Below are 21,355 nucleotides of genomic sequence, written 5' to 3'. Positions count from 1 at the left end.
GTTAGCTAATGTACGGTTTGATAACGCGTGCGTTAATTTTTTTCAGTTCAACAAACAACCGGTTCAGCATCGCATCGTCGCGGTAGAGACCGATAATTGACCCGCCGGAACCGGTAAAGGAGGCCGACGCGCCGCATGCCCGTGCGGTATTGATGAGCGACATATTCCGGTCGCTGATGTTATAAATCTTTGTCCGAAGGTCGAAATTGCGGTTTATCAGCTGGTGCAGCAATTCGATGTCCTGAGTCAGAATAGCCTCACGCCCCTGCCGCGCCACGTCCGCAATATCAGCCATAGTGGCAACGACCAGCTCCTCGCCTTTCAGCCAGCGCGATTTAACGTCGTTATGCACACGGCCCGATTGCTTGCCCAGATCGGTGTTATAGGCAACATACAGTTTCGGCAGCAATGAGGGGTTAATCGGCTCGTAGTTACCATGCCCCTGTGCTTCCATAATCGGCCGGTCAAAGTCCATGTACACACAGCCTTCGTAGCACTGAATCACGCGGTCCTGCAAACCGGCCGTAATCCCTAACTCGTCTGTTTCTGTGGCCATTACCAGATTAGGAAGTACCGGAAGCGGAATTTCTACCTGATAGAACTGCATTAATGCCCGGAAGGCCGCAGCAATGATTGCACTGGAACCCGACAACCCTACCTGACGGGGGATCGATGTTGAATAACGGATCGAGAAGTTACGGTTATGCAGCCGGATATCCTGCTGCTCGCAGTATTCGACAAACTTCTTGATGGCCGCTTTAAGCAACGGAACACCGCCATGATAACCCAGGGTACTCACGGCATCGCGCAGGTGATATACGCTCCTGAATTCGTTGGTGTCCTGCGGTTGTGGTTCAATAATCAGTTCCGGTGAGGCGTATAGCGTGATCGACGCGCCAAAGTTGCGGACAGAAATGGAAATGGTCTTACCAAAAAAACCGTCGGAAGGATTGCCCAGTAACCCTGCTCGGGCATAGGCGCGGGTCTCGATAATCAAGTTCGTACTTGTTTGAATCGTAAATATACCTGATGAGGCGTTATTTTGACAAGATTACAGGATTGACAGAATTTATTATTGGAAATAGAAGAACTTAGCCTAAATAATCCTGCAAAATCTATCATTCTGACAAAAACAGATGTCTCCTGCTCCCGTAATCTGCTGCGATACGCTCTGCTGCGGTATAAATGAATTATTGAGCAAGTTTACGAAAATCTGCAAAAAAAAGGCGACTGAAGATCGCTCTCCAGCCGCCTTAATCGGTTCAACAATTATCTATTGGCTCTTTGTGCCTATTCTTTCTCTTTGTCCTTGTTCTCTGCGTCATACCCCATGTGATGCGGGTCATAGCCTTCGCCCGGGTGGTCGCCTTGTTCCAGATAGGTCGCGTCGGCCCGGTGAAAGAGAGCATCATCTGACGGGTTTTCGGCGATTTCGCTGAATTTCTTAGCGGCCTCGTCACTAATTACCGGATGGGGTTTGTTGTGCCCGCGTTCTACGGCTTCGGCATCTACATCCCACTCCATAGTCCCTGTAGCGATCGTCTCGCCGGTTGGTAAAGCCGGATTACCTTCATGTTTGTTGGCTTCACGTGTTTCAGCAATATACTCCTGATTTTCCGTGTCCATGTCCATGCCGGATGTAGCGCTTTTATATGAGTTATTGCCAACACCTTCGCTTACCCGGCCATAGTCCGAGTCGCCGTGCTGATAAGGGTCTTTTGAGTAATACTCGTTATCGACGTCCTGAGGGTCAAATGATTTATTTTCGTTTTCCATGACGTTGGTAGTTTTCTCTATAACTACCAAACGCTATGGCTTGTTTGATTCCCTGCGTAGTTCATCGAGCGTTTGCTGCAGGAGCGCTACCCGTTCATTGAGCTGGAAGAGCAGGAATTCTACGTTGCGGATTCGTTCTTCGGTTGTGATGGCGGCCGATGGCGATGGCTGGTAGGACTTAAACATCAGTCCTTCGCCCCGGATCAGCCAGTCGCCGTTGACTTGCGGGAAAGCCTGTAAGATTTTTTCGAGCGTTTCAAAGCGCGGTTTCAGCCGCCCGTGCAGAATATGGTATATTTTTTCGCCCCTGTGTTCGCCCAGATGCCGGGCAAACTCCAGTACGCTGAGATCCAGTGCATCAATAAGCTGCTGTAAACGCGTTTCAATCGCCATAATTGATTCACCAGCCTTACACACATTTATGTATATCAGCCGGCTCGCCGACAAGTTTCCGGAATAGTTCCTGTAAACCCGCTTAAAATGGCCCATGAGCCCTTTTTAAGCGCAAAAATGCACCCTCCTTAACGGCCTGAAAAACTTTGGCTGACGCGTTGATTTTTTACACATTTCTATGTAAATTTATATCACAAAGCAGACCGCTATAAAAGGCAAAAGGGACCGCAACGTGGGCCCCCTGCTTGAACAGTAAACAACAAATACTAATGAACATGCAAAACAAAAACACAATTGAGACAAATCAAAATGATCAGGCCGTAAATCCTTATCAAAAATTTCAAAATGGTACAATAGAAATTGTCTCAGCGGAAAAAAACCGTCACTTTAAATACCTTGAGGGTCATCCGCGTCAGTACCGGTTCGATGCGAAAGAAGGCGGTTTTAACATCAACGGGGCCGAAAAACTGGGAAATAGCCTTACGTTTCAGCCGATTGCGTGGCGCATCTTTACCGACAATATCCTGAATATGGGGACAAAAAACTGGGCAGAAATTTTTTTCGTGGATGATAAAAATTGTGTGTCAGCGGTCCTCTTCCATGGTTATTCCGTCGATAACATTTTCCGTTTGATTGAGCCGCTCTATTACGACGACCTGACACTGGCCGATGTGGTGATTACGGCGGTAGCAGAGAAGAAAGAGAATAACAAGATCCAGCCGAAAGGCATTTACCATATTGCTACGTTCTCCTATAAACTCGGTACACCTGAGCGTACGGCCGAACTAAAGCAGTTTGCGCAGGAGCACAAAATCTTCCGGCAGGAAACACTGACCGATATTGCCAACATCAAAACGGCATTTAATTATTACAATCCCTTTGCCAACCTCGGCGATGAAACCGACGCCATCCAGATTCCGGTAACAACGGGCAATTAATCCGGTTCACCCATCCTGTGCTGCCTGAACCGGCCTAACCGGCCGGGCAGCACTTTTTTGTACCCTCATCAAAACGCCATGCTTAGTAAATTTGATAGTTCACCCGTATTTACCGGCACATCTGCCGATTACCGGGCATTGCCACGGGTCTCCAACTCAGACCTGACACGGCTGAAAGAAGAACATCTGGGCTACGGTTCGCTACCCTCCGCGCAGTTTTCGTCGGAAAAAGCAAAAGCCTTCGGGCGGGCTTTCCACCAGCACCTGCTCGAACCGGAAACCATCGGCGATGTTATGGGTGAGCTGCTGCCCGACATTGCTCCGAACGAAACCCGGCAACTGAGTACGCTCATGGAAACGATTTATAACGATAGTTTCTGCAAACGCTACCTGCAACAGGCCCGAAAACGGCGTGCGCACATGGGCGAAGCCCTGCGCGAATACGTTGTTCTGTTTACCGATCCGGTCAGTCAGGTTGATTGTAAGGCAAGGCTGGATTTGGTGTATACGAGCCCCAAACGACAAAATGCCCTGATTCTGGACTTTAAAACCACTTCGGCCCGGACACAGGCCCAGTTTCTGGAAAGCTGTTATACCTACGATTATGACCGGCAGGCCGCTTTTTATCTGGACAGTCTGCGCCACGCTGATGCGGGCGTGCGCTCGTGGGTAGATACGCGCCGGTTCCGGTTTATTTTCGTCGGGGTAATGAAACAGAAGCCCTACCGGCTCTTTGCGATCGATGCCACATCGATTCCCGGTTTTATTGACTATGGCCGTAAAAAATACCGTTTCTGGCTCCGTAAATGGCAGGAAGAGCAGGAACGCCCGCTCTACCAACCAGACCGGCCGGCGATTCTGACGACTTCGTACAGTTAAGATCGCCGGCCTTCGGGCCATTTTCAGTGAGTTAATACCACCAGATTCCCACCTTCATTATACCCGATCTGTTCATCGGCCAACAGTTGCCGGACGGCCTGGGCCAGTAAATCAGTATCCATTGCCGCAAACTGGTCGGCCAGCTGCCTGGGCGATACGCCGCGTGTCGCAGCCTGTACGATGTAAGCCCGCACCTGCTCCCGGATGGTATCAACACTGTGCTGTTTATTCTTTAGCTTCAGGCAGTTATCACATACGCCGCATGCCTCATCCGGTAATTCACCGAAATAAGTCTGTAATAAGCGGGTACGGCATTGCTGCGGGTGCTGTATATAGTCAATAGCCGCCTTTACCTTCGACAGCGCCCGGTGCTTACGCCCGGCAAGGGCTGCGGCATCGATAACCAGTTGCTCGGCATTGATGCGGGGCGTCAGGTAGGTCAGCTGCGGTTTATCTTTCTGTTTTTCATAGACCAGAATCGCCCGCTGATTGAGTTGCTCCAGCACATTGGTCACCTCCTGCTCCGAAATGAGAAAGGCCCGCGCCAGGGCTCCTTCTGAAATTGTCATAAAATCGGTGAACAGCTCTCCGCCATACATCCGCATCAACAGCCGGATAAACGAATCGAAATGCGGATTTTTCAACTGAAAATCATACAGTTGCCGGTTATCGACCGACATCATCACCCGCGACGGCCGGTAATAGCCCTCACTGAGTTCGATCAGGCCCTCATGTTGTAATTGTTTCAGGGCATAGTGCGTTTCCTGAGCCGGCAGGTTGAACTTGCTGACCAACTGCTGCAGATCAAAATCATAACTCGTAAACTGCCCGCTGCCAACCGGAACACCCAAAAAATTGGCCAAGGCCTGATATACCCGCCGGATCAGATCAATCGACGGATATTGCTGTTCTGTCCGGTGAATAAGCGTTGTCAGGTCATTGGGATTGTATAGCAACACAGCATAGGCTTTCTGTCCGTCGCGCCCTGCCCGGCCAGCCTCCTGATAGTAAGCTTCCAGCGTGTCGGGCGGATCGACATGAATCACCACCCGGCAATCGGGTTTGTCGATACCCATGCCAAAAGCGTTGGTGGCCACCATCACCCGCGTTTTGTTATTGATCCAGGCATCCTGTTTGTCGGCCCGTTGCTTGTTGGTTAGGCCGGCATGGTAGTAATCGGCCGGGATGTTCTGCCACCGCAGCCATTCCGCGATTTGCTGGGTCTGGCGGCGGCTTCGGGCATAAATAATGGCCGACCCCGGCACATTGCTCAGCACCCGTAACAAACGCCCCTCTTTATTTTCTTCAGCAATGGCCGAATAGGAGAGATTGGGGCGGGCAAATGTCTGCCGGAACACCAGCGTTTCGCCGGTTGGCGACGGGCGCATCTCTAGTTTAGCCTGAATATCAGCCTGTACATCGGGGGTGGCCGAAGCCGTCAGGGCAATAACCGGTACATTGGGTATCAATTGCCGGAAATCGGCGATCTGCAGGTAGGGCGGCCGGAAATCGTAGCCCCATGCCGAGATACAGTGAGCCTCGTCGATAGCCAGCAGACACACCTTCATCTGCTTCACGCGTTCGATAAGGATTTCGGTCTGTAACCGTTCGGGCGAGACATACAGAAACTTCATGTTGCCATAAATGCAGTTGTCCAGCGTAGCGTCTATTTCGCGCCAGTGCATACCCGAAAATACGGCCGTGGCCGGAATACCCCGCCGCCGCAGCTGTTCGACCTGGTCTTTCATGAGGGCAATCAGCGGGGTGACAACGATGCAGATTCCTTCCATGGCCAGCGCCGGCACCTGGAAACAGATCGATTTGCCGCCACCGGTAGGCATGAGCACCAACACATCCTGCCCGTTCAGGACTGCCCCGACGACATCCTCCTGCAAGGGCCGGAATGCCGGATACCCCCAATAGTGTTGTAAGATCTGATTCGGTGTCATACTACAAAATTATATCCTGTTACAGACAATTGATGGTTGTTTTGGTTAACGACATGCAACGTATTTCATGGTTGATGCGTATCTTAAACCAGCTGGTATCCCTAACCCGCCGTTGCTGACCGGCTTGTGATTTTGTATCAATTCGGTATATTTGGTTTTAAAGCTACAGGCCGGATACACGACGGTTTTCGGGTCCTGACGTTTGGGTTTATCCGGCTATAGTCAGACGGAAACGCAAACTTTCACTTTTTTTTCATACAACAGTCAGAACGGTTAAACGTTAGTAGATTAGTTTATAAAAGCCAACAACACAACTTATTCGGTATCGTCTTTAACTTTTACACATTTACATGACTATTTCTTTCCTCGCCCGACTTTGGGTTGTGCTGGGGTTGCTGTCCGTCGGGTCTGCCATGGCTCAGCGCGCACCCAAATTTGACCCGCCCGCTAAACTTAAAGCTTCTGCTGCGCCCAACCAGAGCGATTACAAAAACTTTGCGATGAAGATGCGGGTCTACAAACCTGCCAGCGTAACCTGTTACGGCTCCCGCACCGACGCGTTTACCACGGTGCCGCCACCGGAAGAATATCTGCAACGCCGGAACGCCCGCCTGGCAGCGGCCCCGACCGCCCAGTTTATCGTTGAGTATAAAGGGTTCTCACCGGAAGCGCAGAAAGCATTCCAATATGCCGTTGATATCTGGTCATCGTTAATTTCGTCGCCCGTCCCGATCCGGATCAAAGCGTACTGGCAGGATTTAGGAGCCGGTTCGTCGGGTGGTGTCACCATCGGGCAGGCCCGGCCGGATGATTACCGCATTGGTTTCGACGGTGCGCAGAAAGCGTTTGGGGTATACCCGATTGCCCTCGCCGAAAAAATTGCCAGAAGACAACTTAACAGCCCCGATAGTGCCGACATTTATGCCGCTTTCAACAGCAACAGCAGCGTAAAATTCTATTATGGCACCGATGCTAAGCCGGGAGCGGGCCAAATTGACCTGGCAACGGTTGTTTTACACGAACTTGGCCACGGGCTTGGTTTTGTCAGCGGATTCGGCATTTCACAAGGCCTCGGCTACCACGGATATGGCTACCCGACCGTATTTGCTCACTTTACACAGAACGCGCAGGGCGGCAGTCTCGTCGATTTCGCCACTTATCCGGACGAGTCGCAGGCACTGGCACAACAACTGACCGGTGGGAGCCTTTACTTCTCAGGGCCTGTCGTGACTCAGAAAACAGGTGGAAAAGCGCGCTTGTATGCTCCGTCAACTTACAACGCCGGATCGAGTATTTCGCACTTAGACGAATCAACCTACCCTCAGGGAACGGCAAACTCGCTGATGACACCCACCATTGCCAACGCCGAAGCCATTCACTCGCCGGGGCCGCTGACACTTGCCATGTTTGCGGATATGGAATGGAAAACAACCTCGTTGCTGCATACAGCCTTTGACGATATGGAAGATATTAAAGATCTGACCTTTTCGGCACGGATTGTCAGCGACACTGTTTATGATGCCTCTTCGGTTAAACTTTACATCTACAAAGGCGCAACGCCGCCAACAAGCCTGAGCAGTTTCCAGACCATAACGCCAACGCGGGTCGGTACAACGGATCAGTATACATATACTATTCCGGCCAACCAGGCAGCAGGACAGTATCGCTATTACTACGAAGTGAAAGACGCTTCGGGACGGACATTTACCAATCCGGGCAAAAACTATACCGGCGGTCAGGTCGTGAATTACTTCGTGATGGGCCCCGACAACGTGGCACCGGCCGTTCGCCGGCATATTCCACAGCCTTACGAACTCAAAGGCGCTTCTGACTCGCTGTTCCTGTCCGTTGCTATCAACGACGACCGCCAGATGAATATGGATACGGCTTATGTTGAATATGCGGTAAACTCGCAGGCGACCAAAACCAGTGCATTACGCTATGCGGGTAGTCTGGCAAGCGGTGACAGTGTATACGTAGGGGTTATTGTGCCGGGCACAACTACCAACAAATTCCTCAATGCCGGTGATGTGCTGAAATACCGGATTATTGCACGGGATAAGTCCAAAAACAAGAACCAGACGATTCTGCCGGCAACCGGTTTTTACGAAGTGAAAATTGTTGAGCCGCAAACCACAGCAAAAACCAGTTTCTCAACCTCGTTTGCGTCTGTCAGCGCCAGTGATTTCGTTGGCAATAGCTTTTCCATTACGCAGCCCTCGGGCTTCACGGATCCGGGTATCCATTCGGCGCACCCGTATGAACGGGGTGCTGACGTCTTCTATGAGCGTCATACGTACCTGAACTACATGACGCCGATCAGGCTGAAAAGTAATCCGGACAGCGCCACTCTGCGCTTTGACGAGGTGGTGCTGGTTGAGCCGGGTGATGCCGGTACCAAATTCGGCGATGATGGTTTCTACGATTATGTTGTCGTTGAAGGGTCTAAAAACGGAGGTATCACCTGGTTGCCACTCGCCGATGGTTATGACTCCAACGACCAGTCGGCCTGGTTGACCGCCTATAACCGTAGTCTGGTTGATGGTCAGCCAGGTGAGAAAAACTCAACTACTGTTGGCACGCCAAGCCTCTACAAAACCCGCGAGATTTATATGCTCGACAACGGTAACTTCAAAGCCAACGACGTTATTCTGATTCGTTTCCGCCTTTTCTCGGATCAGTTAGCCATTGGCTGGGGCTGGGGTATTGATAATCTCCGGATTCAGACACCACCGGCGGCCAAAATTCTGGCGACAGAACCGCAGGTTGCGTCAACATTCCAGGTCTATCCAAACCCAAGCAGCAACGGGCAAATCCGTGTCCAGGCAAAACTGGCCAAAGCCGCTACCGAGGCCGACCTGACCGTTACGACGGCTTCGGGACAGATGCTCCGCCAGTTGCCGTTGAAAGTGCAGGGCACCAGCATCAACGAGCAGCTTGACCTGACGCAATTACCAACCGGATTCTACTTTTTGCAGCTGAAAGCCGGTGATTCTGTACAAACGAAGAAGATTATGATTGCACGATAACATCTTTTCTCCGTTTTTAGCAGGGCCAACGTCACGAACTATGTATTCGGGGCGGTGGCCCTGCTTCTTTTTTAACAAACGATGAGATACTTCCTTTTTGCCCTGCTCGGTCTGCTCCTGGTCAGCTGTTCACCAGGTCGTCAGATACGCCGTGAACTAACACGCAATACGCTGTATAATGACCACCTCACCGGATTTGCACTGTACGACCCCGGCACGCAGAAAACGCTCATCGCCCATAATACAAACCTCCATTTTACACCGGCTTCCAATACCAAACTGGTCACGTTTCTGGCTGGTCTGATGACGTTGACCGATTCATTACCAGCCATTCGCTACGTGAGCCGCAACGACTCGCTTATTTTCTGGGGTACCGGTCACCCGTTGTTGCTCCATCCTGACCTGCCCGATACGGCCTTACTCGGTTTCCTGCGTAACCGCCCCGAAAAACTCTTTTTCTCACCAGCCAACTATACGGGTCAGCGCTTCGGCGCCGGCTGGGCCTGGGACGACTATAACGACGACTATTCCGCCGAGCTGGCCCCGCTGCCGGTCTATGGCAATCTGGTTCGTTTTACCAGTACACCCGGCAAACCCGTGACCATCAGTCCGCGGCTTTTTGCTGACAGCCTGATAGCTGGCCCGAAAGGCTCCGCCGTACAGCGGCAGGAGGCGGCCAACCGCTTTACATTAGGTGTAGTTACAAAGCCTGTCCGGCAGGATGTCCCGTTCCGGTGGTCGGCAGGACTGGCCGCGCAGCTACTCGCCGACACCCTCAAACGCACCGTTACCGTTGTGAATCAGCCGCTACCAGCTAACACACGGATGCTGTACGGCAGCGTACCGGCCGACTCGCTGTATAAGCGCATGTTACAAGTCAGCGATAACATGTTTGCCGAACATATCCTGCTGATGGGCGCCGCGCAGACAGACGGTCAGCTCCATGCCCGCACGGCCATGAACGTCGTCATTGACAAAACCCTTAACGGCCAACTGAAACAAGACCGCTGGGTCGACGGATCGGGCCTGTCGCGGTATAATGTCTTCACACCCGATACAATGATTCAGCTTTTGCAGGAAATCAGCCGCCGCGCTGCGCAGCAACGGTTGTTCGCCCTGCTTCCGGCAGCGGGCCGGTCAGGTACATTACGGACGATGAATAACAGCTCGACACCCTATATTTTTGCCAAATCGGGATCTATGACGGGGGTATATAACCTGAGTGGGTACATCGTAACAAAGAAAGGTAAGGTACTTTTGTTCAGTATGATGCATAACAACTTCACGCAGACTGTTTCCGAAATCCGGAAGCGTACTGCCGATTTTCTGGCGCAGATTCACGAGCGTTTTTAACGTAATATCTACAGCATAAACCATCTAACAGTGTTAGACAGCCCGTTGGCTCAATAGTTAGCGTAAAAAATACGCTAACTATTTGCTAATTCGGCGCATTACTCTATGTTTGCGTAAACAATACGCAAACATAGAGTAATGCATACGTTATCCGCATACCCGCAACCATCCGTCACAGTCGACTGTGTGATCTTCGGCTATGACGGTAAACAACTATCTGTGCTGCTGCTGAACCGGAAAGAAGAACCCTACGCCGGCATGTGGACGATTCCGGGGGGCTTTTTATATCTTGATGAAACACTCGAAGCGTCAGCAGACCGGATCCTGACAACTAAAACCGGTATTGCAAGCCTTTTTCTGGAACAGCTTTTCACGTTTGGCAAACCCGATCGGGATCCGCGCGGGCGGGTTTTATCGGTAGCCTACTATGCCCTGATCAACCCCGAACGGTTTGAGCTTTCTGCCGGAAATATGGCTAACGATGTTAACTGGTTTCCGATCGGTCAGCTACCTGAACTGGGGTTCGACCACAACGATGTCCTGAAAACCGCAATACAGCGGCTACAGGCAAAAGCGACCTACCAACCGATTGGTTTTGAGCTCTTAAATCCGCAGTTTACCATCAGTGAGCTACAGGATTTATACGAATGTATCCTCGATGTGAAGCTCGACCGGCGCAATTTTCACAAAAAAATGATGGCGAGCGGCATTGTAAGACCTACCGGCCAAAAGCGGCTCGGCGAAAAAAACCGTGCCCCGGAGCTGTTTGAGTTTGACCGTGAACAGTATAACGAGTTAGTCAAAAGCGGTTTTCAGTTTAAAATTTAACCACAGTCTGCCATGAGTACCTTACCCCTTTTGCTGAAAGATGGCTACAAGGTTGGCCACAGGTTCCAGTACCCCGACAAAACGACCCTTGTTTACTCAAACCTGACGCCCCGCAAGTCACGGATTCCCGAAACGCAGGAAGTAGTCTTTTTCGGATTGCAATACTTTCTGAAAGAGTACCTCATCCGGCAGTTTAACGAACACTTTTTTCGGCGCCCGAAAGACGAAGTAATCACTCAGTATCGCCGCCGGATTGACAGCTACCTCGGCCCCGGCAGCATTTCGTATCAGCACATTGCCGACCTGCACGATCTGGGTTATTTACCACTCGAGATCAAGGCATTACCTGAAGGACAGCTGACCCCCATGCGTGTACCGGTACTGACCATCCGGAATACACTACCGGCGTTTTTCTGGCTGACCAATATGCTTGAAACGCTTATGAGTGCGATTCTCTGGAAGCCATGTACCTCAGCAACCACTGCCTTTCAGTACCTGCGCACATTCCGTCAGTATGCTACGAAAACCGTTGGTCACGATATGAGCTTTGTCCCCTGGCAAGGCCACGATTTCTCGTTTCGCGGCATGTCGGGGATTGAGGATGCCATGATGAGCGGGGCAGCCCACCTGCTTTCATTCACCGGCACCGACACCATTCCGGCTATCGACCTTCTGGAAACCTATTACAACGCCGACTGCGAACAGGAACTAATCGGCGGTTCGGTAGCCGCAACCGAACACAGTGTTATGTGTATGGGTACGCAAACCGACGAGATCAGTACGTTTAACCGGCTGATTACGGAGGTTTATCCAACCGGCATTGTATCAATTGTGTCAGATACCTGGGATTTCTGGCAGGTCATCACCAGCTTTTTGCCTGAACTGAAACAAACGATTCTGGCTCGTAACGGGAAGGTGGTCATCCGGCCCGACAGTGGTGATCCGGTCAAAATCATCGTCGGCGATCCCGATGCACCGTCCGGTACACCCCAACACAAGGGAGCCATCGCCTGTTTGTGGGAAATATTCGGCGGGAGTCTGACCGAAACCGGTTACAAACTTCTTGACCCACACATTGGCCTGATCTACGGCGACAGCATTACCACAGAGCGGCAACTCCGTATTCTGGAGGGGTTGGCCCAAAAGGGATTTGCCAGCTATAATGTCGTACTTGGTATCGGATCCTACACTTACGAATACGTTACACGGGATACGTATGGCTTTGCGATGAAAGCGACCTATGGAGAAGTTGACCATATTGGGCGTGATATTTTTAAGGACCCTAAAACCGACGATGGCACCAAACGCTCGGCACGTGGCTTGCTGGCCGTACACCGCGATCCGGTCAGTGATCAGCTGGTACTTAAAGACCGATGTACCTGGGCCGAAGAAGCTCAAGGCGAACTGAAACCCGTTTTCCGCGACGGCCAATTACTCATTGACCAGACCTTGAATGAAATACGCACCCGGTTACTGCAGCAACTTTAAGCACACACGCATATGCTTACCCTCAACTTACTCGAACCAGCAGCTTCGGCCATAGCCTTTGAACGGTTTCTTTTTCCGGACGGACAACCACATATTACGATCAAAACGGAAAGCCTGCCGGATCATCGGGAGAGCTGCCGGATCATTACCCGCATGGCCAATGCCAACGATGTCTTGCTGGCATTACTGGTACACCAAACCCTCAGTACACTGGGTTTCGAACGCATTGAACTAGTGATCAGCTATCTGACCGGGGCTCGTATGGATCGCGTCATGACGAACGGTGAGCCCTTTTCGCTCAAGGTTATTGCCGGCATCATCAACATGGCCGGATTTCACAAGGTTGCCGTATTTGACCCGCACTCCAACGTGTCGACGGCTTTACTCAACCGTAGCCACGCGATTGACAACACCCGTTTTGTGAGCGATGCCATTCAAAACGACCAGGCCCGCTTCCCGGCCGGTAACTGGTGCCTGGTTTCGCCGGATGCCGGGGCGTTGAAAAAAGTACATGATGTTGCACAGGTGATCGGGGCCGGACATGTAGTCGAATGCCTTAAAACAAGAGACGTAAAAACCGGAAAACTCTCTGGCTTTAAAGTATTTGACGGCGATCTGGCCGGCAAAACCTGCTACATTGCCGACGACATCTGTGACGGGGGCGGCACCTTCATTGGGATTGCCGGACAACTTAGAAAACACAATGCCGGCCGGGTTGTCCTGATCGTCAGCCATGGAATTTTCAGCAAAGGCTTTTCGTTAGCCGGTATTGACGCCATATACACGACCGATTCGTTCCGGACGTTCGACTCCGTTCACGACTCGCTTACCGTCTTACCGGTTATGACGTATTTAACCCGATAACAACTCATGCAAACGGTCTCAATCCTCGGCTGCGGGTGGCTTGGCCTGCCACTGGCAAAACAACTGATTCAGGAAGGGTATGCGGTAAAAGGCAGTACCACAACGCCCGACAAACTCCCTGTGCTTCAGGCGGCTGGCATTGATGCCCGCTTAGTACAGCTAAATCCCGAACCAGCCGGTGATCTGACAGCGTTGCTCGACACCGATATACTGATCGTGGATATTCCGCCAAAGGCCGGCAAGTTCGGCGACGACTTTCATCCGGAGCAGATCCGCCATCTGGCGCAGGCCGTCGGGCAGTCGGCGGTTCAGCGGGTCATTTACATCAGTTCTACGTCGGTTTACCCCGAACTGAACCGTGAAGTTTTTGAGACTGATGTCGTTCTTGCTGAACAATCGGCCGCCCCCGCGCTCGTAACAGCCGAGCAAACGTGGCTCACGATGCCGGGCGACCGCCTGGTGACCGTTCTGCGCTGCGGAGGACTGATGGGCTACGAACGTATACCGGGTAAGTATGTTGCCGGCAAGACTGTTTCGACCGGCGACGTACCCGTCAACTATATCCATCGCGACGATGCGGCCGGGATCATTACGGCCCTGCTCCGGACATCACTGACCGGTACATTTAATGTGGTTGCGCCTATACACCCAACCCGTCGGGAGGTCTACGAAAAGAGCTGTACTGACCTGCAGGTTGCGATGCCATCTTTTACCGAAAGTGCCGAACCAATATCTTTCAAACTGGTTAGTAATCAAAAACTTACCAACCAGTTACTATACACGTATCAATACGCCAATCCACTTAACTTTTTTTACAGTCTACCTTGATTGAATACTTGAAAGTTCGTCTATATTTACCATTATAAAAAATGTGTACCCTTATGGACCGTAAAGCTTTCTTAATCTTTATTTTGGTACTCGTTTGTGGAGAGGATATAACGGCACAAACCCCGGCCTCTCCACCCACCGATGACCTGAAGAAACAAATCGCCACACTTACCCAGCAAAACACGAATCTCCGAATCGCCCTGCGTCAGGCAGGCTCTGAAAAAACACAACTGCAGAACATCACTGCCGGCCTTCAGAAAACACTTCTCCAACGTAACGACAGCATTCAGGGACTCCAGAAAACCATCGGTAATCTGAACAGCGGACTGAGCGATCAGATCAAGGAAGTCAAACGACTGGAGCAGATTATTGCCCGTCAGACGGCCGATCTTAAAGCCGCCTATCAGAAAATCAGCGTGCTTGAGTATGATAAGAAAAGCCTGATTGACGATAAAATTGTCCGGATTTATAATTTTTCGGCCAGCGATGTCCGGAAAGAGTTTCTGCAGAGCCTGGCGAAAGATGGCTCGGGCTTTCAGTACGACGATGCTCTTGTAGACGATGAAATCCAGATTACCCGCAACTTTAACGACCAGGCCGAAGCATGGTGGGTATTCGATAAAACGCTTGATACCATTCTGGAACTGAAAATCCGGATTAAACCTCATCTCTACGACCCGCAGAAGTGCATCGTGTTCGGTGAAACACGGCTGCTGCAAAAGACCCGGTACAGCAATAAGCCCTTTGAAGAACAGCGCGATCAGGAAAAAATCAAATTGTACCGTGAAAAAACGTTCCGGCTTCTGGAAGGAAAACTGCAAGGCACTTCCGACAAATAACCCTCCCTTCTCTCTCTCCTCTTTCTGACTCTGTACCCATGAATATAACTTTACCGCGTTTTGGCACGAAGCACAATACCTGTTTCCGGGCTGTGTTTGTTCTTCTGGTAAGCCTGGCCAGCCTGCAATCCCTAAAGGCGCAAAACAGTACCATCATTACCGGCCGGATTTCGCGGGCGTCCAATGATGAGCCACTGGTCGGCGCTTCGGTCTTTATTAAAGGCACCAACCGGGGTACCATCACCGACCAGTTTGGCCGCTACCGGATCAGCATTACCCAGCCTTCTGAACTGGCGGTGCGGTTTATTGGTTTCCGGGATCAGTCAAAAGCCGTGCGTCCGACACCAGACCGCCGCCAGACCATTGATTTCAAGCTCATTAGCAATGACATGCAATTGTCGGACATTGTTGTGAGCGCCAACCGTGTTGAAGAGTACCTGCAGAAAGTGCCGGTGGCGGCCTCGGTGATCTCACAACGGGATATGGAACGCCGCAGCGTGTATAACACGATGGAGTCGCTCAACAACGTGCCGAACCTGATTACCGATTCATGGCTTAACTCACAGGTTTCTTTTTCCATCCGGGGGCTGTCAACGGTTTTCGACAATGTCGGCTTTGAGTCAACTGTGGCGCTTTATATCGACGACGTCTATTTTTCACGGAGCTTTGCCTTTAATTCGACGCTGATGGATATTGACCGGATTGAGGTTTTGCGCGGTCCGCACGGCACTTTATTTGGTAAAAATACCATCGGCGGCGTTATCCACGTCGTATCCGAGAAACCGGAACTGGCTAATAATGGTCAGGTTGAACTGAGTTACGGCAATTATAATTTCTTTCAGGCCAGGGCCAAACTCAACCGCGAAATCATTAAAAACAAACTGGCGGTACGGGTAACGGGGGCTTATACCAGCCGTGAGGGTTATATCAAGGATCAGGTACCCGCCATCGAAGCGACCAATAAAACCAACTTCTACGGCTTCCGGGCGTCAGCGCTCTATACACCAAACCCCAACATTGCCGTTACGCTGCGTGCTTACTACGGCAAGGACGGCAACGCCGAAAACACCTTTGTCTACGCCGGTAAGCCCGACTATGAACCACTGGGTATCCCGGCCGATGAGGGGCTACACACCAATCAGAGTGTACCGAATACGTTTAAGCGTAACCAGGCCGGTACGGTAGCCAAGGGCGAATTTAAACTTGGCCGCAATACCCTGACCTCCATTACCGCGTTCAATAATTCGGTAGATGACTATTTCGGTGACAACGATGTGGCATCGGCCAATGTGTCTATTTGGGGACGGACCCAAAAACTAAAAAACGTCAGTCAGGAGTTGCGTATCCATTCGCCGCGCGATGAAAAGTTTTCGTACATCGGCGGGCTTTATTTTCTGACCGAACAGATTGCGGCCATCGATACCTTCACGCTCGAAAAAGATTTTATGCTTATCGGCGAAGAGATGAAAGGAGAGCCGATTCCGAACGGTCAGCTGTTCAACAATGAAGGATATACAACCAACAGCCAGATCCATTCGCGGAGCCTGGCCGCTTTCGGGTCGGGAACGTATGAGCTGTCGAAAAAACTACACCTTAATTTCGGGCTGCGGCTTACATCCGAAAAACGCACACTCGACTATTGGCAGCGTATCCGGAATCAATATACCAACGGCGTACCTTTTGAGCTGATTAATATCTACGCCGTTAATGTCGGCAGCAAGAACGACCCCGTCCGGCGGGAAGCCAATAACACAGCCTTGTCGTATGACCTGGGGCTCGACTACCGTTTTTCGCCTTATTTAATGGGCTATGCCAAGTTTGCCAGAGGATTCAAAGGCGCGGGTTTCAACACGTCTGTTACCAAAGACCCTGAAGGCACCGGGCTGGTGTTTAAACCGGAATTTGTCAACAACTATGAGCTTGGCTTCAAATCGCGTTTCAGCGAACGGACCCGGTTCAACGCGGCTGTATTTTATACCGATTACTTCAACAAGCAGGAGTTGCTGGATCAGGGCACCCGCGTACGGGTAGCGAATGCGCCCAAAACCCGCGGATGGGGTGTAGAAACCGAATTTTCGGGGATGTTAAAAAACTTCCGGACTGATGTATCGATGGGTTATCTGCATTTCCGGTACATCGACTTTCCGTTTGGTACCGACGATGAGGGGAACCCGGTCAATTATGCAGGGAACCGGCTCCTGAAAGCGCCAGACTTTACGTTCTCGGTAGCGCCCGAATATACCTTACCCATCAGCGAGCAGATGCGGTTGTTTTTTGGTATGAACATCAACCATACCGGAAAAGCGTTCAACGATATTTCCAACTCCGACGTTATTGCCCGTAAGGCGGCCACGATTGTCAACGGCCGGATTTCACTGGCGCCGCGTAACGGTAAATGGAGTTTGGCACTTTGGGGGAAGAACCTGACAAACAAACGGTTCATTCAGCACGGCTGGGAGTATGACTGGGGCGATCAGATTGCGTGGAGCCGGCCACGGTACTACGGCGTTGAGGTGTATCTCAACTTCCGTTGATTTGTTGTTCCGACGAAAGAGGAATCTCTGTACTTCCCGGATTCCTCCTTCGTCGGAATCCTAAAACACTACCGACGGTATTGGCGGATTTTCGGGTCACGGCGTGTGTATTCGCGGCCAATGCCCCAGTTGTAGCCAAGCCCAACAGTAATAAACGAGTTCTGCATGCGCTCCGAAGGCACCGAAATATCCGTCAGACCATAGGTATACCGGGCATCAATCGTAAACCGCTGGCGGTTACCGGCACGGAAGTTGAACTGAATACCGGCAGTAGCGCCCAGATCGGCCGGCCGGAAATCACGGCTGTTATCGGCATCGGCAATATCGTTACCGTTTAGCTTCTGGTTGGTACGCTTGCCTTTCAGCATCAGACCCAGTGAAGGACCAAAGTAGACGTTCGGCCGGAAATTACCGGCATCGTTCAGGTAATAACGCAGTGTAATCGGAATTTCAATGTAATTGATCCGCTGATTAAAGGCCAGTTGACCGTTTCCTACAGGGATCTCAAATTTGGCACCGCGCTGCGAAAACAATACATCTGCTGCCAGCCCAAAGCGGCTGTAATCACTGTACATTACGCCAAGACCCGCCGAAAGACCCGGCAGCATCCCTTTGCGATTTTGCACATCGCCAATCAAATCTGAAAAGTTTACGCCGACACGAGGACCTGCACTCCAGCGTTGCTGACCGTATGTTCTTGAATAACAAATAAATAACAAAACTAAGGTAGCCAGTAGCAGTCGAAAAGAGGTCGGCGTTTGCCGTTGAGAAATTGTATTAAACATAGGTACGAAAATGTATTAGGTACTGCGGGGTAAACGCAGTCTGCAACTAAATGTTTCATTTGTTTGCAAGACTTTCGTAAACGGCCCGTTTTTCTTACCTGATTACGGGTATCGTAACCCTGATGTTTATTTCTGCCTCACGGAAAGTCAATCTGTACTTCCTGTTTACCAGACGGCCATTTCCGGAAAGCACGGACCAGCCGTTCGGCTTCCTGATCATGGGCGGCATCCAGCGATTTCCGAATCGTTACCGAGCTGATTTCCCCACGGTCCGTTACGTCAAGCGTCACAATTACCTGCCCCGCTCCGGCTACCTCCGGCCGGCGGCTGGCTTTAACAAACGCGGCAAACTCCTGTTGATACACTTCGGGCAGTTTCTGCTCGTGTACGGGCGTCAGCTCTACCTCAAATACCATCGGCTTAGTCGGGTCAACGGCTTTGAAAGGGGGCTGATAGAAATAAATCATGTAGATGGCCACGGCCAGCATCAGCATAATCGAGGCGACCGCCGAGGCGACCCAAAGCGGCATCAGCCGTTGTTTTGTAGCCGACGCATGCACACGTTCGTGCAGCACTTCCTTCAGTTCTGCCGTTTGTTCGGTCAGTGACATACCGGCCTGCTGCAACGCGTCGAGCCCGTCGAGCACATCGGCATAAAACGGATCTTCGAGCAACGCACGCTCTATCCGGTGCTGTTCAGCTTTGCTCAGCAAGCCAGCCTGATAGGCGCGTAAATCATGTATAGTAAGTTGATTACTCATTTTCCAGCCGTCTTTTCCAGACAAATTTTCAAATTACGCCGGCCATTCTGCAAAGAGCTTTTTACCTGCTTGAGCGACAAACCCGTCAGGTCGGCGACTTCAGCATACGATTTTTGCTGAAGATAAAACAATTCAAGGCATGTTTGCTGATCGCGCGGCAGTGTTGAAAGACAACCGGTCATTTGTGTCAGATTTTGCTCCAGCTCCAGCGCGTATTCATCGTCGGCCACCATCAGTTGCTGCTCAACCAGGGCATCGTCATCCCGTTCGTCGTCCGGCACTTTGACTTTCAGCAGCGACGCTTCCCGGCTGCGGAGATACATCAGGCAATGATTCCGGGCTACGGTGTGTAGCCAGCTCTTAAAGTTCTGTACCTCATGTCGTTTCAAATCGGTTGTCAACTGTTCAAACAGGTGCATAACGGCGTCTTTACTCTCCTCCTCATCGCGCAGATACTTAAAGCAAACGGCATAAACCATATCCATATAACGCTCATACAGCTCACCCAGCAATTCAAGATCGCCGGTTGCCTTGTAAGCAGCGATGAACTCTGCGTCGGTAGTCAGACGGGGTTTCCGGAACCGTTTAAAAAACATAGTCGCAATCGTGGATTCGTGAACGAGGCCTTCTGTTAAGTAGATGCAAAACGGCCGGCTATTCCACACGCCTTCGTGTAAAATGAAAACTGGATAATGAATAATGGTTCTCTGGGTGCCACCAGCCACTATTCATTATCCAGTAATCTAATATCCAGCTATCCGGTTAAGGTTTCGCCGGCAGGATTTCAGCCAGCTTTTTGCCTAATTCTTCGCCACGAATATTTTTCGCCACGATTTTGCCGTCAGGGCCAATCAGGAAGTTTTGCGGAATTGCGCGGACGTTATACTGTTTCGCCACTTCGTTATTCCAGTATTTCAGGTCCGATACATGCGTCCATGCCAGCTCGTCTTTATGAATCGCTTTCATCCAGGCCTCTTTAGCGTCCGGGCGATCAAGTGAAACGCCTAATACGGTAAAATTCTGTCCTTTAAACTGATGGAAATTTTTCACCACATTCGGGTTTTCGGCACGGCAAGGTCCGCACCAGCTCGCCCAGAAATCAACCAGCACGTATTTGCCGCGAAAATCACGGAGGGCCACCGCTTTCCCCGATGTATCGGCCTGTGAAAACTCCGGTGCCACCTCACCGATGGCTGTGGCTTTGATCGCGGCCAGCGATGTAGCAAACTCCTTACCGGCCGTGCTGCTCTTTACTTCGTCAGACAGACCATTGTATAAAGGAGCTACATCGCCGTACTCCGGCACCATACCACCGTATGACCGGAGCGCATCGAGACTAACCATGCTTTTAGGCGAATTTTTGATAAACTGGCCGTTAACCGCCTTTTGTTCCGCCTGGATGGCTTCGTAACGCTTATCAATGTCGGCTTCAAACTCTTTTGATTTACGCTGCTCAGGCGTAGCACTGCGGTATTCAGCCATCAGTTTATCCATCTTTTCGTTCGATGGCTTAAGGGCAGCCTTCAGTTTCTCGTTATCGAGGTTCATTTGGGTACCCGTTACCACTGCGTTTGCCGCCGAGTCGGGGCTGACAACCGAGATTGTACCAGGCTCCAGATAAATGCCGATTACGTTATACGGGCTGATCTGACGCATGCCTTTGCCTTTGGCATCTACCAGCAGACTGGCCCGGGTCGGATTGTCGACATTCCCTTTAAAGGCAAAGACACCGTTCTGCACCAGTGCGGAGTCAGTTTTGGCCACTCCGGCAGCCGCATATCGTAAATACACTTTTGCCGGCGACGCCAGTGCGCCAATCTTTCCTTTGATCGTATATCCCTTATCCTGAGCCGAAACGAGGAATGGCATGGCAATAAAGGCGGTTAGCAGATACTTCTTCATGAAAGGAGGTTTGTTGGTTCTAAAGTAACAATTTACGAAAACTATTTTTATGTAGACAACTTCTGCCGGTAAAACCAACGAAAGCGCCGGGATACGTATCCCTTAAAATCTGGTACGTGCAATATGGCATGATTTATGATAACGCACACAAAGTCTAAAAACAACCCCTTCTTATTTACATATATGTGAACTTAGTAACACCATTCGAT

Annotated in this window: 18 protein-coding genes; 10 read left to right on the top strand and 8 right to left on the bottom strand. The window is 51.0% G+C overall.

Annotated elements, in window-relative coordinates; translation table 11 throughout:
- Window position 1: 1 nt before the first annotated feature.
- From BLX24_RS04180 to BLX24_RS04170, 3 genes are all read right to left on the bottom strand, one after another.
- Entirely contained in the window at window positions 2-997 is a 996-nt protein-coding gene (locus tag BLX24_RS04180) for a mevalonate kinase family protein (RefSeq protein WP_071501849.1), read from the bottom strand.
- A gap of 293 nt (window positions 998-1,290) precedes the next feature.
- Complete coding sequence (locus tag BLX24_RS04175) at window positions 1,291-1,776, bottom strand: hypothetical protein (RefSeq protein WP_071501848.1); 486 nt, start codon at window positions 1,774-1,776, stop codon at window positions 1,291-1,293.
- Between the two features lie 33 nt (window positions 1,777-1,809).
- Window positions 1,810-2,169: a helix-turn-helix domain-containing protein gene (locus BLX24_RS04170; RefSeq protein ID WP_071502295.1), complete on the bottom strand. Its 360-nt coding sequence runs from the start codon at window positions 2,167-2,169 to the stop codon at window positions 1,810-1,812.
- Window positions 2,170-2,438: 269 nt separating this feature from the next.
- Here BLX24_RS04170 and BLX24_RS04165 point away from each other — a divergent pair, with 269 nt between their 5' ends.
- Both BLX24_RS04165 and BLX24_RS04160 read left to right on the top strand, forming a co-directional pair.
- Entirely contained in the window at window positions 2,439-3,107 is a 669-nt protein-coding gene (locus BLX24_RS04165) for a hypothetical protein (protein WP_071501847.1), read from the top strand.
- A 78-nt stretch (window positions 3,108-3,185) separates the two neighbouring features.
- Complete coding sequence (locus BLX24_RS04160) at window positions 3,186-3,986, top strand: PD-(D/E)XK nuclease-like domain-containing protein (RefSeq protein WP_071501846.1); 801 nt, start codon at window positions 3,186-3,188, stop codon at window positions 3,984-3,986.
- A 23-nt stretch (window positions 3,987-4,009) separates the two neighbouring features.
- Here BLX24_RS04160 and BLX24_RS04155 read toward each other — a convergent pair whose 3' ends face one another.
- Window positions 4,010-5,935, bottom strand: a complete 1,926-nt coding sequence (locus tag BLX24_RS04155) for a RecQ family ATP-dependent DNA helicase (RefSeq protein ID WP_083421794.1) — start codon at window positions 5,933-5,935, stop codon at window positions 4,010-4,012.
- A 350-nt stretch (window positions 5,936-6,285) separates the two neighbouring features.
- Here BLX24_RS04155 and BLX24_RS04150 point away from each other — a divergent pair, with 350 nt between their 5' ends.
- From BLX24_RS04150 to BLX24_RS04115, 8 genes are all read left to right on the top strand, one after another.
- Window positions 6,286-8,964, top strand: a complete 2,679-nt coding sequence (locus tag BLX24_RS04150; RefSeq protein WP_071501845.1) for a T9SS type A sorting domain-containing protein — start codon at window positions 6,286-6,288, stop codon at window positions 8,962-8,964.
- A gap of 81 nt (window positions 8,965-9,045) precedes the next feature.
- Window positions 9,046-10,317, top strand: a complete 1,272-nt coding sequence (dacB, locus tag BLX24_RS04145; protein ID WP_071501844.1) for a D-alanyl-D-alanine carboxypeptidase/D-alanyl-D-alanine endopeptidase — start codon at window positions 9,046-9,048, stop codon at window positions 10,315-10,317.
- Between the two features lie 138 nt (window positions 10,318-10,455).
- Complete coding sequence (locus BLX24_RS04140; protein WP_071501843.1) at window positions 10,456-11,145, top strand: NUDIX hydrolase; 690 nt, start codon at window positions 10,456-10,458, stop codon at window positions 11,143-11,145.
- A gap of 12 nt (window positions 11,146-11,157) precedes the next feature.
- Complete coding sequence (locus BLX24_RS04135) at window positions 11,158-12,633, top strand: nicotinate phosphoribosyltransferase (protein ID WP_071501842.1); 1,476 nt, start codon at window positions 11,158-11,160, stop codon at window positions 12,631-12,633.
- Between the two features lie 12 nt (window positions 12,634-12,645).
- Entirely contained in the window at window positions 12,646-13,497 is an 852-nt protein-coding gene (gene prs / locus BLX24_RS04130; protein WP_071501841.1) for a ribose-phosphate diphosphokinase, read from the top strand.
- Between the two features lie 6 nt (window positions 13,498-13,503).
- A complete protein-coding gene (locus BLX24_RS04125; protein ID WP_071501840.1) occupies window positions 13,504-14,325 on the top strand; it encodes an NAD(P)H-binding protein in 822 nt (273 codons plus the stop codon).
- A gap of 53 nt (window positions 14,326-14,378) precedes the next feature.
- Window positions 14,379-15,164, top strand: a complete 786-nt coding sequence (locus BLX24_RS04120; protein WP_071501839.1) for a hypothetical protein — start codon at window positions 14,379-14,381, stop codon at window positions 15,162-15,164.
- 38 nt (window positions 15,165-15,202) lie between these two features.
- Complete coding sequence (locus tag BLX24_RS04115) at window positions 15,203-17,698, top strand: TonB-dependent receptor (RefSeq protein WP_071501838.1); 2,496 nt, start codon at window positions 15,203-15,205, stop codon at window positions 17,696-17,698.
- Window positions 17,699-17,766: 68 nt separating this feature from the next.
- Here BLX24_RS04115 and BLX24_RS04110 read toward each other — a convergent pair whose 3' ends face one another.
- From BLX24_RS04110 to BLX24_RS04095, 4 genes are all read right to left on the bottom strand, one after another.
- Window positions 17,767-18,483, bottom strand: coding sequence for a porin family protein (locus BLX24_RS04110; RefSeq protein ID WP_083421793.1), 717 nt, complete (start codon window positions 18,481-18,483; stop codon window positions 17,767-17,769).
- A 137-nt stretch (window positions 18,484-18,620) separates the two neighbouring features.
- The gene (locus tag BLX24_RS32040) at window positions 18,621-19,244 is read right to left on the bottom strand and encodes an energy transducer TonB family protein (RefSeq protein ID WP_071501837.1); all 624 of its coding nucleotides are present in this window, start codon (window positions 19,242-19,244) and stop codon (window positions 18,621-18,623) included.
- On the bottom strand, window positions 19,241-19,840 hold the full coding sequence (locus tag BLX24_RS04100; protein WP_071501836.1) for an RNA polymerase sigma factor: 600 nt from the start codon (window positions 19,838-19,840) through the stop codon (window positions 19,241-19,243). Before BLX24_RS04100 ends, BLX24_RS32040 begins: the two co-directional genes overlap by 4 nt.
- Window positions 19,841-20,006: 166 nt before the next feature.
- Entirely contained in the window at window positions 20,007-21,146 is a 1,140-nt protein-coding gene (locus BLX24_RS04095) for a TlpA disulfide reductase family protein (protein ID WP_071501835.1), read from the bottom strand.
- Window positions 21,147-21,355 lie beyond the last annotated feature (209 nt).

The sequence above is a fragment of the Arsenicibacter rosenii genome (genome assembly GCF_001870735.1).
Taxonomy (GTDB): Bacteria; Bacteroidota; Bacteroidia; order Cytophagales; family Spirosomataceae; genus Arsenicibacter; species Arsenicibacter rosenii.
The sequence above is the reverse complement of the archived record's forward strand: the minus strand, read 5'-3'. Positions and strand labels throughout refer to the sequence as shown.